At 36.3% G+C, this 14,390-nt stretch carries 9 protein-coding genes; 2 read left to right on the plus strand and 7 right to left on the minus strand.

Annotated elements, in window-relative coordinates:
* Positions 1-4: 4 nt before the first annotated feature.
* From G558_RS13285 to G558_RS0101925, 7 genes are all read right to left on the minus strand, one after another.
* Positions 5-1,039, minus strand: coding sequence for an S-layer homology domain-containing protein (locus G558_RS13285; RefSeq protein WP_028828658.1), 1,035 nt, complete (start codon positions 1,037-1,039; stop codon positions 5-7).
* 81 nt (positions 1,040-1,120) lie between these two features.
* Entirely contained in the window at positions 1,121-2,968 is a 1,848-nt protein-coding gene (locus G558_RS0101900) for an S-layer homology domain-containing protein (protein ID WP_028828659.1), read from the minus strand.
* 234 nt (positions 2,969-3,202) lie between these two features.
* Positions 3,203-4,222 carry a Wzz/FepE/Etk N-terminal domain-containing protein gene (locus tag G558_RS0101905; protein WP_028828660.1) on the minus strand — a complete coding sequence of 340 codons (1,020 nt, stop codon included), beginning with the start codon at positions 4,220-4,222 and terminating at the stop codon, positions 3,203-3,205.
* Positions 4,223-4,242: 20 nt separating this feature from the next.
* The gene (locus tag G558_RS0101910; protein WP_028828661.1) at positions 4,243-6,153 is read right to left on the minus strand and encodes a polysaccharide biosynthesis protein; all 1,911 of its coding nucleotides are present in this window, start codon (positions 6,151-6,153) and stop codon (positions 4,243-4,245) included.
* Positions 6,143-8,050 (minus strand): O-antigen ligase family protein, encoded by a 1,908-nt coding sequence (locus tag G558_RS0101915; protein ID WP_028828662.1) that lies wholly within the window; start codon positions 8,048-8,050, stop codon positions 6,143-6,145. The genes G558_RS0101910 and G558_RS0101915 overlap by 11 nt, the downstream gene beginning before the upstream one ends.
* Positions 8,051-8,187: 137 nt before the next feature.
* Positions 8,188-10,392 carry a stalk domain-containing protein gene (locus G558_RS0101920; protein ID WP_028828663.1) on the minus strand — a complete coding sequence of 735 codons (2,205 nt, stop codon included), beginning with the start codon at positions 10,390-10,392 and terminating at the stop codon, positions 8,188-8,190.
* Between the two features lie 247 nt (positions 10,393-10,639).
* The gene (locus tag G558_RS0101925; protein WP_028828664.1) at positions 10,640-12,751 is read right to left on the minus strand and encodes a stalk domain-containing protein; all 2,112 of its coding nucleotides are present in this window, start codon (positions 12,749-12,751) and stop codon (positions 10,640-10,642) included.
* 202 nt (positions 12,752-12,953) lie between these two features.
* Between G558_RS0101925 and G558_RS0101930 the strand changes: the two genes are divergently transcribed.
* Both G558_RS0101930 and G558_RS0101935 read left to right on the plus strand, forming a co-directional pair.
* The gene (locus G558_RS0101930; protein WP_028828665.1) at positions 12,954-13,814 is read left to right on the plus strand and encodes a hypothetical protein; all 861 of its coding nucleotides are present in this window, start codon (positions 12,954-12,956) and stop codon (positions 13,812-13,814) included.
* A gap of 115 nt (positions 13,815-13,929) precedes the next feature.
* The gene (locus G558_RS0101935) at positions 13,930-14,379 is read left to right on the plus strand and encodes a COG2426 family protein (protein ID WP_028828666.1); all 450 of its coding nucleotides are present in this window, start codon (positions 13,930-13,932) and stop codon (positions 14,377-14,379) included.
* Positions 14,380-14,390 lie beyond the last annotated feature (11 nt).

The following is a 14,390-nucleotide window of genomic DNA, read 5'->3' on the forward strand; positions in this document are numbered from 1 at the left end:
ATGACTATTTTTTAAGATCAAAATATTTGTTGAGATTATCCAGGTCTTTGGCTGGAATGTTTCCTGTTATTGCATTTTTGAATGCGTTGTATTCAGCTGTACTCATTTGAGATATTTTTGATTTTGCATTCTCAACGTCTGAGTCTATTGAATAGTTGTTATTGGCAATATATTTTGAAAGTGAAGATGAGATTGCCTCAGCTGTCTGTTTTTGAAGATTTGTAGTCAATTTTGGCTGTACCGAACTTTTAAGTTCCTCTACTACAGAGTTTAGGCTTTCTTTAACCTGCTGCGCTGATGGCAGCTTAGATCCTCCACCTCCTGATGATGAACCTCCGCCTGTTGATGAACTTGTGCCCGTTGAAGGCGTTCCTGTTGAAGGCGTTCCTGTTGAAGGTGTGCCGGCTGGATCAGTTTTTCCAGTTTCTTTGCCTGCTTCTTTTTGGATTCCTGAAACTATCCTGTCCAGAATAACTATGCATTCTGCCCTTGTCACAGGTTTCTTTGGTCCAAAGGTTCCGTCCTCATACCCTCCCATGATGCCATTTGACACGACTCTCATTACTGAGTCTGCCGCCCATGGAGATACTTTGCTTAAATCTTTTATAGTAACGCTTTTTGCGCTGTTTTCAAGTTTATATATATTGTTAAGTATTGCTGCCGCCTGTTCTCTTGTTACAGGAAGGTTTGGACCAAATGTTCCATCTGGAAATCCGCCAATATAACCGGCTTTTGTGGCAGCCTTTATCTCACCGTATGCCCAGTGTGAGCTGTTTAGATCTTTGAACTGTGAATCTTGTTGATCTGTAAATCCGTTTATTTTGTTTACTATAGCCACAAATTCTGCTCTTGAAATATTTGAGGCCGGTTTGAATGTTCCGTCTGGAAATCCGCCAACATAGTTTTTTTCTGACATTCTACTTATAGATGCCGCCGCCCAGTTTGAATCCTTTACATCATTGAATCCATTCGCATATATGCTTGATGTCCCCGTAAGCATAAGTGCCAAAGTTAACCCCAATACCCTCTTCTTGTACATGCAGTCCTCCGCTTTAAAATCCAGGAGCCTTTTTTCAAAGGCCCTGGTTATATGTTGATATAAATTTTATTGATATTCTTATTATTTTACTATCTTTAGTGAAAGCGTAGTTTTTGAACCAGTAAGCCCAATCTTTACTACTTCTTTTCCTGTAGCATCAGCAAATGTAACTTCTTTAAGTTTAGAATCTATAGTAGATACTGCACTTGCTATTGCTCTTTCAGCTACTGAAAGTTCAGTTCCCATTACACTCACGCTTATTTTCGCTGGTATAGCTTCACCTTGGAACAGAATTGCAAGGTCTGAAAGTATTGAATCAATTCCTGCTTCAACAAGTTTTTTTGTAAGAAGATTCATGTTGTTTTCAACATTGTCTTTAGCCGCTATTTTTCCTACATAACCTGCAACAACACTATTTTTATTGAATACTTTTAGTGTAGTAGCACCTTTGTAATCTTGGATAGCAGAGTCTAGTACTTTTACATATTTGTCGCCTTTAGCATTTTCTAGATTAAGAATGTCTTTTACTGTAGGCATCGCCTGATTGATAGAATCGTCGCTAACAGGTATTGCTTTGTAAACCTCGCTTACTACTGCAAAGCTCATTTTTGTATTCTCTTTGAAGTCTTTTTTCATTATGCTTATAGGAGTAGTTCCGCTTTTATCAGTTTTTGATACTACAAAGTTATATTTGTATGTGTTGTATGATGGAGCTGTCCCACCGCCGCTGCTGCTTCCGCCGCCACCGCCGCCTGCTATTGAATCTTTTTTGATGCCATCAGTCGTTACAGATCCTGATGTATTTCCTGCTACTGCTTGTTTGTTTATAACTGTACCTGTTACGTCTTTAGCTACTGTGAATTTTGTTCCTACGATGTTAAATGTTACACCGTCTGCTCCTATTGTAGCTTTTTCAACAGTTCCTTCTCCAGATATAACCGCTTGCTTAGCTTCTGGCTTTAATGTAAGAAGTGTTACATTTGAGCCTTTACCTACAGATATCTTTGCGTTTGGAACTCTGATCTCGATCTCTCCTATGAAAGATCCTGTCTCAGCAACTTTTGCTCTTTTTTCTTTCGCCTGAGGCTGAACAGTAGTTTTTATTTCTAATGATGTATTTTCACCCATTACTACTACTTTTTTTGCTCTAACGTTTTCAAGAGTGATAACGCCTTCGCCTTCAGTTGGAGCAACCCATAGAGTGTCTACAGTTTTTCCACTGATTGTTTCGCCATGGCTCTTTACTAGAATATCATTTGCTCCAAGAACTATTCCACCGTTTTGAGATGCTTCTCTATCCTTGATAGTTCTGTTCGCAACTGCCGCCATTGTAGCTCTTATAACATTTTCTGATGGTCTTATAGTTCCATCTTCGTATCCGCCAAAAAGCCCTTTTTCTACTGCTGCAGCCATATCAGATTTTAATGAAGCTGATATTTTTGCATTGTCTTTGAATTTATCAAGCGCACTATTGTTTTTTGAATTAAGCTCCATTGCCTGAACAAGCATTGATGAAAGCTGCTCTCTTGTAGCTGATGCATTTGGATTTAATTTTTCTCCAGGTGCAACTTTTGCAAGATATCCGTTTTCAACAGCTATTGCTATCTCATTTGAGTACCATGCATTCTTTTTAACGTCTGTGTATGTTATTGCTGATACATTTCCGTTTCCTTCAAGCTTGAGAGATTTGTTGATAAGCTTTATTGACTCAGCTATCGTAACTGACTGCTGTGGTCTCATAGTATTATCTGGGTATCCCCCCATTATGCCTTTCTCTGTCATGCTAGTCAAATCACTTACCGCCCAGTGACCCGATATATCAGAGAATCGATCCAATACCTTGCTGTCTGCAAATGCAGGTGTAGCTGTGCTAAGTACTAATGCTGCAGATGCTACAAGAGCTACTGCTCTGTTAAAATGTTTTTTCATTTGTTCCCCTTCCAAATTTTAAGTTTTTTTGCCCCAAAATCATTATAAATGAAATACCCCTCTATATGATTTTACGCAATATTACAATATTATCACAAAAGTTTAGTTATTTCAATAAGTTTAGATAGTTTTTCATTAAATTAAATTATAAGTTTTTATTTATAAAGTAAATAAGCAAAAAGGCGGGATTAAAGAACTTTAACATTCTTCAATCCCGCCACTATAAAACTGGGTTTAGTAACTATTTTTATTTTTGTGTTCCACAATATACTGTCTTAAAAATACATAAAACACTCCCGCCATTAGGCCAAGTACAAGGCCTATAGCCAAATTCATCATAGTGTTGGGTCCTGATTTTGATAGCGGAAGTCTTGGATTTGAAAGCAGCTGGATATTTTGTGCCACAAAGTCGAAATTTTTGGACTCAAGTTTTGTCTCGTCTCCAGTTTCGTTGTATGCATCTATCTTTATATTCATATCCTCTATTTCTTCAAGATACTTTTCATAAAGTATATTATCTTCTAGAAGTTGATTTATCTGCTGTTCTTTTTCAATTACGGTTGTGCTGGCTCCTGCATATCCAAGTGCTTCTCCTAGTGCTACATAGTCTATTGCACCGTATTTATTGCTACTTTTTATACTAGAATTAATATTATCCGTTACTTTTTGTAGAGTTTTGCGGTCACTTTCAAGTGATTTTCCAAGGTTTGATATCTGATTCTGATTCTGTTCTATCTTTACATTGAATGTATTTTCAAAGGTTGATAGCGCCCTTGTCTTGAGTACTATATCCAGATATTCATAGTAATTTTGATATGCCGTCTGAGCAAGTTTTACTGCTTCTTCCGGAGAATTTGCTGAAACTGATATATTCGCAATATTAGATTCTTTTGTAGGAAGTGTGAATTTAGATCTCATAGAACTAAGATTCACCCCTTCGTATCCCATGTCATCTGATGTTTTTTGCATTACAGTCTGCTCAGTAAAAAGATTTATATACTCCAAATTGTTTTCAATAGGCATTGTAATATCGCCATATTTTGTATTCATTATTTCTGGCATATTTATTGATATATTAAGGTTTGTCTCATAAACAGGTTTGATGATGAACACGGAAAGTAGCAGGGCAACAAGTCCAAATACGGCTGTAGTAACAATTATTGTCTTTTTGTTTTTCCATAATATCATCATGAGCTCCCACAGCTCTATTTCGTCATCGTAGCGTGTTAAGTCTGTGTTTAAGTTTTGATCCATGAAATTATCCACCATTTCCTTTATTCTGAAGGTTTGAATGTGTCCACAAGCAATCTAAGCTGCTCTATTATATTACTACTGCTATAAGAATATCTATTCTTCTCCATGTTATCTATCCAGTCAAAGAGCTGTTCTTTGTCTATTGTTCCAGGTTTTCCGATAAATATTTTTTCACTTGATGTAAGTGAAAGCCCTTCTTCTGACATCAAAAGTTCTTCATAAAGCTTTTCTCCAGGCCTAAGACCTGTAAACTCTATATCTATATCTCTTCCCAGCATAAGTCCTGAAAGTCTTATTATATTCTTTGCAAGATCTACTATCTTTACGGGTTCTCCCATATCAAGAACGAATATCTCGCCACCTTTTGCCATCCCTCCCGCATTTAGCACGAGTGACACTGCTTCGGGAATAGTCATAAAGTACCTTATTATGTCGGGATGAGTAACAGTAACCGGCCCACCTTTTTCTATCTGTTTTCTGAAAAGTGGTATAACCGATCCATTGCTCCCAAGCACATTTCCAAATCTTACCGCCGAATAGACCGTATGGTCCGATATGTCATTCATGGCTTGAACTACCATTTCACAGACTCTCTTGGTTGCACCCATTACATTTGTAGGATTGACTGCCTTATCTGTGGAGACAAGTATCATTTTGTCAACTTTGTACTTGTTGCAAAGCTTGGCAACGTTGTATGTTCCTGATACATTGTTTGCTACCGCTTGATCTGGATTGTGTTCCATGAGTGGTACATGTTTGTGAGCCGCAGCATGAAACACTACGTCTATTTTACCATATTTATCAATAAAATTACAGAAAAACTTATCGAGTGAATCATATTCCCTTACAGTAATTATCTCTACCTGAGGAGTAAATCCATAATCTCTCTTAAGCTCTTGCTCTATTTCGTATGCATTATTTTCATAATTATCTACTATAACAAGTCTATTCGCTCCAAAAGTCACTACTTGCCTGCAGATTTCAGACCCAATGGATCCTCCTCCACCTGTTACAAGTATGTTCTTCCCAGAAATGTAAGACGCTATATCTACTTCACTTACTTTTATGCTGTCTCTTGCCAATAGATCTTCTATATCTATATTTCTTAGCCTTCCAATGAGTTCGATATTTCTTTCATAATCTTCAGCTGCAAGCATTACCGGTATGCCTGGAAGTATCTTTATCTTACAGCTTGTATTGGAGCATTGCTCAACTATCCTCTTTTTGTCAGATGAGTTCATACTTGGGACAGCTATTATTATAGTCTCTATTGCAGATGTCTCCACAATATGTTCAATATCTGCAACTGGGCCTCTTATGTCCACTCCATAAATGGTCCTGCCGATTTTCTGGGGGTTGTCATCAACAAAACATACCGGATCATATCTTAGGCTCCTGTTGTTTCTTATCTCCCTTAGTAGCTGAACGCCTGCGTCCCCAGCCCCAACAATGGCAAGTCTGTTATTCTTGTTTTCCTTATTAATATCTGTTTTATTTCTTGAAATTTCAACATGGTTTTGATGTGCTTTTCGGCGTTCTTTTTGAATTACAATTTTATAGATAATCCTGCTTGCTATAACAAGTCCCATTATTATTACCGGAGCTACAATCTGTATCCTTATAGGGACATTATAACCTGCTATTTCTCCAGCGACTACAAATATAGCTCCTGCCACCATCGAAGAAATTGCACACTTCTGATACTCTGAGGCATCCGCATATCGCCACATCTGTTCATATATATGTGTGAAATAAAATGTCGCCGAATATATTACTGCAAGTATGAAGAAGCTCTGTTTAAAAGTATAGGTGTAGCTTGCGACTTGGTCCGCACTCAGTGTAATCAGAAATGCTGCAAAATAACCAATTACCGCAAGCAGTACATCTATAAGCATCAGTGTATTTCGTCTGTTGAAAATCTTATTTTTCATATTTAAATTCCTCTGAAACTTCGGCATTTTCATGCTTATCTATATAGTTAAGCGCGTATCCAGCAGCAATAATTACCCAAAATACCGGCGTTATAACTGGTACAGAGTCATTAAATATACCAGTCGCAAGGTATGCTACTACTGCGCCAAAGCATGCCATTTTATAGTAATATGCTTTAGTTTTATTTTTAGATTTTATTATATTTTTAAATGAAGATACGACATAAGCAAACCACAGCACAAGTGCAGCCAAAAGACCTGTTAAACCACTGTTAACTGCATATAACAGATACATGTTATGCGGTTTGTCTGTTATCATACCTATATTTCCACCATACGCATGTATCTTTGCAAGCATATCATGCTGAGGAAAATCGAGAATAAAGGTGTCTGGTCCATAACCAAAAATAGGTTTGTTTAAAATAAGAGGAAGGGTCCGTGACCAGATATACCCTCTGTTAGAACCAATGCTTTCTTTCCCTTCGAATCCAATGTGTGGAGCTGGCCCCCATTCATATACATTGGATCTATGGTCTATCATTTCTATGCCTTCTCCTGCATACCATTCAAAAATAAAATAGATTTGACTATTGTAAGTGATTCCAGTTTGCACATGGTGTTCCTCTGAATCTTTGGAGACGTTAAAACCTATCAATTCAAAAGGTGCCTTAAGCATATATTTTTTAGACTCAGCATCATAGCTTGCAAGCATATCATTTCCATTTTCATCTCTTAACTCCAACATCCCTTGGCTATTGAAAGTCGTAGATATGGTTCCAAACTGAGTGTCAATTTCTGCTGTATCTTGAGAAAATTTAATATCCTTTATTGCAAAACCATAGGATGGGTCATGTACATAAGCAGAATCTCTGGTAAACAGGGATCTAGCATCATTGGCTGTATTTTTGATGTCATTCACAAAAGAACCTTGCGTTGCAATATTTACGGATAACGATATTATAATTACCGCCATTAAAACTGCAATCAGTGTTTTTGGGCTCTTTATAATATTTTTGATATTCACCGCAGTAATCGCTAAAATGCCTGCTGCAACTCCAACCATGCCTGCCTGTGAGCCCGATTTCACTAACACAAAGATGGTAACAAGCGCTATTATTATACTTGCTATTCTTATCTTTATGTCTTCCTTTTTTGAAGTTGCCAAGACAGTAAAAAACAATATTACCATACTTGCATAACTACCCACATAATTTTGATTCATAAGCGTAAGATATACAGTTTTTCCTGTGTCGATTTTTTCAAGTGCATCGTATCTTGATGCTGGAATAATTAACCTTCTTACAAACTCTGTATTGACAATGTTTTTACCTATAGCCTGGGACACCCCAATTATGGCCATTCCAGTAGCAAGAACTATCATTGCCCACTTTATATATTTAAAATCCTCCACCTTTCTTACAGAAAGATATGTGTATATAAATATAATCGCATAACAAATATGAATAATAAGACCTTCGTGCCTTTCGGGAGCTCCCCATATTGCAGTATCTTTATAATCTGAAAACAGCGTACTTATTAGAAGGCTTAACATTAGCGCTCCCATCGAGCTATATATCACCTTTGAAATTCCATCTTTTTTTATGGTATCTTTTTTGAATGTAAGATACATAATTACAAGCATTCCCAGCGATATAATCATTGTCGCAATGGTCTTTCCATATGTATAAAGATCAGACTCAACATTTGACGACCATACCTTGCCCATAGAATAATCGAGAGGATTTGACATCAGTCTTAGTATAAAAGGCACCATTGCTATAATTAGAATTATTGGCATCATTTCTATTAAATTAAAATACTTGTTATTTTTCAAACTCACTATTACAGCCACGTCTTTATTTTTTGCTTTCTTTGCTATGTTCTTTTTTTTACTCATTTAAACTCTCCCTATTTATATTTTACCTACCCAAATATTATATCTTATAATATATTTAGTGTCCAGTTTTAAGAGTATATATGTAAAAAAAGAAGCCCGAAGGCTTCCTTTCTTTAAGATTTATTATGTTTATATAATTATCCTATTATTGTTACAGTTTTTGTAGCAGCATCCCACTGAAGCTCTACTCCGAATGCAGAAGCAAGAGATCTAAGTTCTATAAAAGTAGAACCGTTTTTGATTTCAGCTTTAGCGTTTAGAGGAATTGGAGTACCGTTTACATACATAGTGCTAGCTCCCATTGTTACTGAAGCAACTTTTGAATCGTTAGAGAATGTAGCAGTCTTAGTGTTTGAATTCCAATCAGCTGTTAATCCTAAAGATTCAGCAAGTGCTCTTACTGGTAACATAGTGTAACCTTTACCAGCTATAAATGGTGCTTCGTTAGCAGTCATCATTTCGCCGTTTACTGTGTAAGATTTTGATCCGATTACGAATACTGTTGTAGTAGCAGTAGCTCCGTACTCTTTAACAACATTTACATAGTCAACTGCATACTCAGCATCTGGCTCTGTTCTGTCTATAAATTCTACAGCGTCTTTCATTTTTGAAACATTTCCTGAGTATTGATCATTAGATCCATATGTGTAACTTCTATCTTCAACTACATATACATCAATAGTCTTAACTCCATCAACTGTAGCTCCATCAACGTTAACTACTACATTTGATATAGTTATAACGCCAGCTTCTTTAACTGATGATGATTCGATTTCAACAACAAGAGTGCTAAGAGCATTTTTAGATCCGCCTTCTTCGTTGAATATGTCTTCATCAACTTTTAATCCATTTGTAGCTTCTACTTTGTAGTCAGATGCAAACGAAAGAGTTTCTCTATTTTTATCGTTAAGGTTAAGAACAATAAATTGATCTGAACCAAGTATTCCAGCCTTAGCTTCTTTTATTATTACATCAGCTGTTGCAAGACTTTCACCTTTTTTAATATCTGTTATTTTAGCTACTTCTACAGTGAATGCAGGAGTAACTTTTGCAATTTCGCACTCAAGTGTTCCGAAATCTCTTGACTCAGCTGTAAGAGTAACAGCTCCATTTTGTGCATAGTCAGCTGAAATTTCTAAGTTGAATTCAAGTTCGTCTTCGTTAGAACCATTTACATAGTAAGTGAACTCGCCATCGTCTTCATCAGTTACTATTCCGCCATCAAGCTTAGTAGCTGACCCACTTATAGATGAAGTAGTTATGTCAGCGCCTTTTACTGTAAAGTCTATAGCTCTGTTGTCAGAAAAAGTACCTTTAACACCTTTAATTGTAACTTTTATTGTAGCATCATCTCCACCATAGATAGAAGGTATTTCTTTTTTCCCTTTTTCTACTGCTGTCATTGCTGCTTCAAAGTCAACAAGTTGTCCAACAACTTCACTTGCAGTTTGTTTAGCTCCGCCTGTAGCAGTAACTTTAAGAGTTATATCGCCCATTGAAGAGTCTCTTCTGTCTACTTTTACTTCAGGTTGGAATAAAACTGAATCAGCATTTGTAAGGGATGAATCTGTAATACTAGCTTTTTCAAAATCACTTGGATTACGTGTTGCAGTTTTCATAGCACCGTCTACAGATACAGCGAATGTTGTATTTGCCCAAGAAAGGTAATCTGGAAGTTCAAATTCTAAAGTAGTTGTATTAGCATCAAAATCTTTAACTTCTACTTTAGAAAGCTGTCCGCCATCCATTCCAAGTTTTTTTTCTGAATCAGCAACTACTATTTTGAAGTCATCTGAAGTAGCTTCTTTGATTACAGCAACTTTTATAGGATCCGCAACACTAAGTTTAGAACTGTTCATTTCATCAACTGTAAGTGTAACATCTCCAGCATTTAACTCTTTGAAATTAGCTTCAAGTCTAAGAAGAATGTCCATTGCATCTTTTCCTACTTGAATATCATTATTAAGAGTAACATAAGCTATGTTTTTAAAAGCAGCGTCGATTGTAACACTAACATCTGCAGCAGGTACTGCATTTGAATTTGTAGTCGATGCATATGTGATTGGATCACCACCAGCATTAAATATAACCGACTGTTGAGCATCTGTTGTGAATTCTGCATCATTGCTTAATGTAAGTTTAGCAACCTTACCTCCGCCTTTAATATCAGAGAATGCACCTTGTGTTAATTTTACACTAAAATCTTCTGCAGTAGCATTTTCGTCAGTGTCATCAAAGCTAAGAACTCCGCCTGTCATAGAACCAGACGCAGCGAATACAGACATTGGTACTAATGATAGAACCATCATTAACACCATTAATAGAGATAATCTCTTTTTCATTGTGTTTTTCCTCCTCGAAAATTTAATATATTTTTATTGAGAGTTAACAGGGTCTCTCTCCCCTATCCAGTATAATTACTCGATATTACGTTTCCCATTATACCAACACCCTCTTGTGATGTCAATTATAACAAGTTAAATGTAACAAAACTGTAATTTACAGGATTTATAACTTAAGTATATTACTTAAATCATTATACCATATCATACTACATTTTTATGTTACAGGTCAATTACATTTTTTTGATTAATTTGTTACAGTAGCGGTTTTTTGAATGTTATCCCATGATATATTAACTCCAAATATTGTTGCAAGTGATCTAAGTTCTATCATAGTTGCTCCATTTTTAATCTCTGCAGGTACTGCAAGTTTGTAAGAAACGCCGTTTACTATCATTTCCCCAGCTCCCAGTTTTACAGTTGCTACTCTTGTCTTGTCTGTAAATGTTGCTGTTTTAGTGTCATTATTCCAGCTTGACGAAAGTCCCAGTGCTCCAGCGAGTGCTCTAACTGGAAGCATAGTGTAACCTTTGTTTATATATGGTGCCTCTGTCGCCTCTTTAGATACTCCTGCTTCTGTGTATGTTTTATTTCCAATTTTAAATACAGTTTCTGATTTTGTCATTCCCAGTATTGTTACATAAGGAGCATCAAATATTACATCACTATTATGTTTTATTTCCATATTAGCAACTCCGCTTACTACCGTTTCAAGCGAATAGACCTTTACTCCTGAAAGTATTATTGTCGATGCTGAGCTCAGCCCGCCCTTGAGTACTCTTAGTTCAATATTTGAATTTGAATCAAGTTTTGGTTCAGAAAACTGTAGCCCGCCTGTAGCTGTTACTGCCAGGTTTTCTATATCGAATCCCATTTTTGTATTATCAAGCGAGAAGTACAATTTATCTCCTGTGCTTAATGTCCCAAGTTTAGATTCTCTTATTTTAATATCATTTGTTTTTGATGATGTTCCTTTTTGACCGAAGGTAGTCATAGGTGCTTCTATAGAGAAGTTTGATGATATGTCTGCTATTTCAACTTTTTTCATGCTGAAATGATCTGCTGTTATTTCCATTGTCGCCTTGCCACTCTCCGCCGGGTCTGCACTTATATCCATCATAAGACTTATAGTCTCCACGCCTGAATTGAGTATTTTTATAGAAAATTCTCCGTCTTTGTAAACTTCTTTTCCATTTATAAGGTTCTTGTCTTCTTTTCCGTTGGATTCTCCAAGTATCATAATTTGTCCTTTAGGTGCTTCTACTGTAACACCCTTGAATACAAGACCAACTCCATTTACATCAAAGTCTATATATTCGCCCTTTGGGAAAGTTTCTTCAATTCCTGAAAGAGTAAGCTCTACAGTTCTTGTCTGCGAACTCTGCATTGAAGGTATAGTTGATTTTCCCTGCTCTGTCACTTTGATATCAGGAGAATTGTCTGTAATTCTTCCTATTTGTGCTGTTTCTGAGTCTGTTATTTTATTTCTTACCTTATATTCTACTGTCACATTTACATTTTTGTATTCTATATCTTTGTCAAGGTCAATTTGTGGGATAACAGTTATCGATCTGTTTGAACTGTTTACTCCGCTTATTCTCATTTCAGTTCTGTCTGTACTGTATGAAGGAGTTATTGCCTTGTTATCAAGTTCAACTTTTGTATTTCTTCCAAAGCTCATGTCATCAGTCAATCTGATCAAGACTTCATTATTTGAAGCAACTGAGTCAAGTCTGTCCATTGTCTCTATCATGAATGCAGAAAGCTCTCCACCATTTTTACCAATTCTCATCTTATCATCATTTACTCTGATGTTCATGTCTCTTTGCATGTCTCCAACTTGATATGCTATTGTCTCAACATGGTCCTTTACACCAGTCTGGTCTCTGTCTCTTATCTCAAGATTTATGTCTCCAAGTGATGACTCTCTAAAGTCCAGTTTCATCATCAGATATATCTTTATATTGTCTTTCGCCTTGTTTTCAAGGGTATTCCCGCTTACCTTCATTACGAATTCATTTTCGCCACCATCAAGAGGCTTTTGAAATACCGTCTCGAATCTGAGCGTTGTACCTTTTGTTATCTCTTTGCCGTCTTGGACTAATTTATAGCTTACAGGATTGCTTGCATTTGCAAGATAAGCATTTTTTAGCTTGAAGCTTACGTAACCTTCTCTTAGTGATACATAGTCTCCAAGTTCTACAACTACTGTTATTTCTTCATTGTCATAGTCTTGCGCTACTTTTGGGGCTCCGTCTGTAACATAAACATTCTCTGAATCCTCTGCCGCAAATGCCGAGAAAGGAAGCAGTGATGTTGTCATCATCATTACCATTAATAAAGATAGTTTCTTTTTCATTTTTTCTCCTCCTTGTATAATTAAATGCCTGAAAATCTTTAAATCTACACTAGTCTTTGTACCCATTGTAACATATTTTATTCATTTTTGCACAGGAGTAACCCCCTTGTACAATCAACTTAACCGTTTTGTAATAAAAGAATGTAGTATTTCTGTTATAATATATACAGTATTTAAGATTATTTATTAATGGGAGGTAATTATGAAATACAACAAAAAAATCGTTGCAGGAATACTCTCTGCATCACTATGTGCGGGTTCATTTGCTTTTGCGGCACCTGCAATGACAAGAAACATTGGCGTTAACTACAACCTTAAATTAAAGGTTAATGGACAAGACTATACTGTGACCGATGAAAACCAAAGACCTTTTAAGACAAGTGACGGAAGATCTTATGTATCTGTAGCTTCTCTTAATAGTATGGGAATAGCTACGTCTACTTACGCGGACAATACTGTGACTATAAAAAATGTTGCATCTGGTCCAAGCTCAACTGAAGTTCAAAGCCAGCTCAATGCAGTCATAGCTCAAAATAACGGTCTTATGACTACAAACAATAATCTGATGACTGAGAATGCAAAACTAAAGGCTGAGTTAGAGACACTTAAGGGATCATCTAGTTCTTCGGATAATACTGGTGATGCATTTGAGGATCTTAGATCAAGTGACAAGAGAGAACTTGTAAGTGATATAGAATCTGACCTTAGGTCTATAAGAGCTGATTCTATATTCCAGAGAAGTCAAAGATTTATAGTAAGTGCTTCTATTGATGATGATTCCGTTTCGCTCGAGCTTACTCCTGATGTAGACTGGACAGCAGCAGAAATCAAGGACTGGAATGATATACTTGATGATAATAACGACTACGATGATCTAGAAGAAGACTTTGAAGACTTTGTTCAAGATGTATTAGATGAACTCAAAGATACTCTAGATGACTACAAGGGATATGATGTAAAAATAGAAATACACTCTGATAAAGATGCTAAAAATCTAGTTGTGGACGCTGAATACAGATCTTCAAAAGATAAAATATATGTAGATTTTAATGATGCAAAATAACATATTATAAATATATTTTATAACAAACAAAGGCCGTAAATATCATTTTTAGCTGATATTTGCGGCCTTTTATGTTATAATTACATAATTACAACTTCGAAGGGAATAATTTTTTATGAACATAATCAATCCATATCTAACTGTATTTTTACTCGCTGCCACTCCTATAATAGAGCTGCGTGGGGCTATACCCGCAGGGGTAGCTCTGGGGCTTGATCCCTGGACTGTATATCTGCTTGCTGTTGCAGGCTCTAGTCTGCCAGCACCTTTTTTGATACTTTTTTTCAGAAAAATCCTTGATTTTTTGGAATATAAGGGCTGGTTTAAAGGCCTTACTGATTTTTTGCACAACCATGTTCAAAAAAAGGCCCACAAACTAAAAAAGGCCTCTGTATTAGGCCTTTTTCTTTTTGTTGCTATTCCTCTGCCATCTACTGGTGCTTATACCGGATCTGTACTTGCATCTGTATTTGATATAAGGCTCAAATATTCTTTTACTGCTATCCTTGCAGGTAATTTTGCAGCTGGGTTTATAATGATGATGATTTCGCATATTATCCTATAATTCACTCCCAT

The organism is Proteocatella sphenisci DSM 23131 (assembly GCF_000423525.1).
GTDB lineage: Bacteria > Bacillota > Clostridia > Peptostreptococcales > Filifactoraceae > Proteocatella > Proteocatella sphenisci.

Coding starts and splice junctions, on each gene's coding strand:
- G558_RS0101900 (WP_028828659.1), bottom strand. CDS start 2,968: ATGAAAAAACATTTTAACAGAGCAGTAGCTCTTGTAGCATCTGCAGCA.
- G558_RS0101905 (WP_028828660.1), bottom strand. CDS start 4,222: ATGGATCAAAACTTAAACACAGACTTAACACGCTACGATGACGAAATA.
- G558_RS0101920 (WP_028828663.1), bottom strand. CDS start 10,392: ATGAAAAAGAGATTATCTCTATTAATGGTGTTAATGATGGTTCTATCA.
- G558_RS0101915 (WP_028828662.1), bottom strand. CDS start 8,050: ATGAGTAAAAAAAAGAACATAGCAAAGAAAGCAAAAAATAAAGACGTG.
- G558_RS13285 (WP_028828658.1), bottom strand. CDS start 1,039: ATGTACAAGAAGAGGGTATTGGGGTTAACTTTGGCACTTATGCTTACG.
- G558_RS0101930 (WP_028828665.1), top strand. CDS start 12,954: ATGAAATACAACAAAAAAATCGTTGCAGGAATACTCTCTGCATCACTA.
- G558_RS0101935 (WP_028828666.1), top strand. CDS start 13,930: ATGAACATAATCAATCCATATCTAACTGTATTTTTACTCGCTGCCACT.
- G558_RS0101910 (WP_028828661.1), bottom strand. CDS start 6,153: ATGAAAAATAAGATTTTCAACAGACGAAATACACTGATGCTTATAGAT.
- G558_RS0101925 (WP_028828664.1), bottom strand. CDS start 12,751: ATGAAAAAGAAACTATCTTTATTAATGGTAATGATGATGACAACATCA.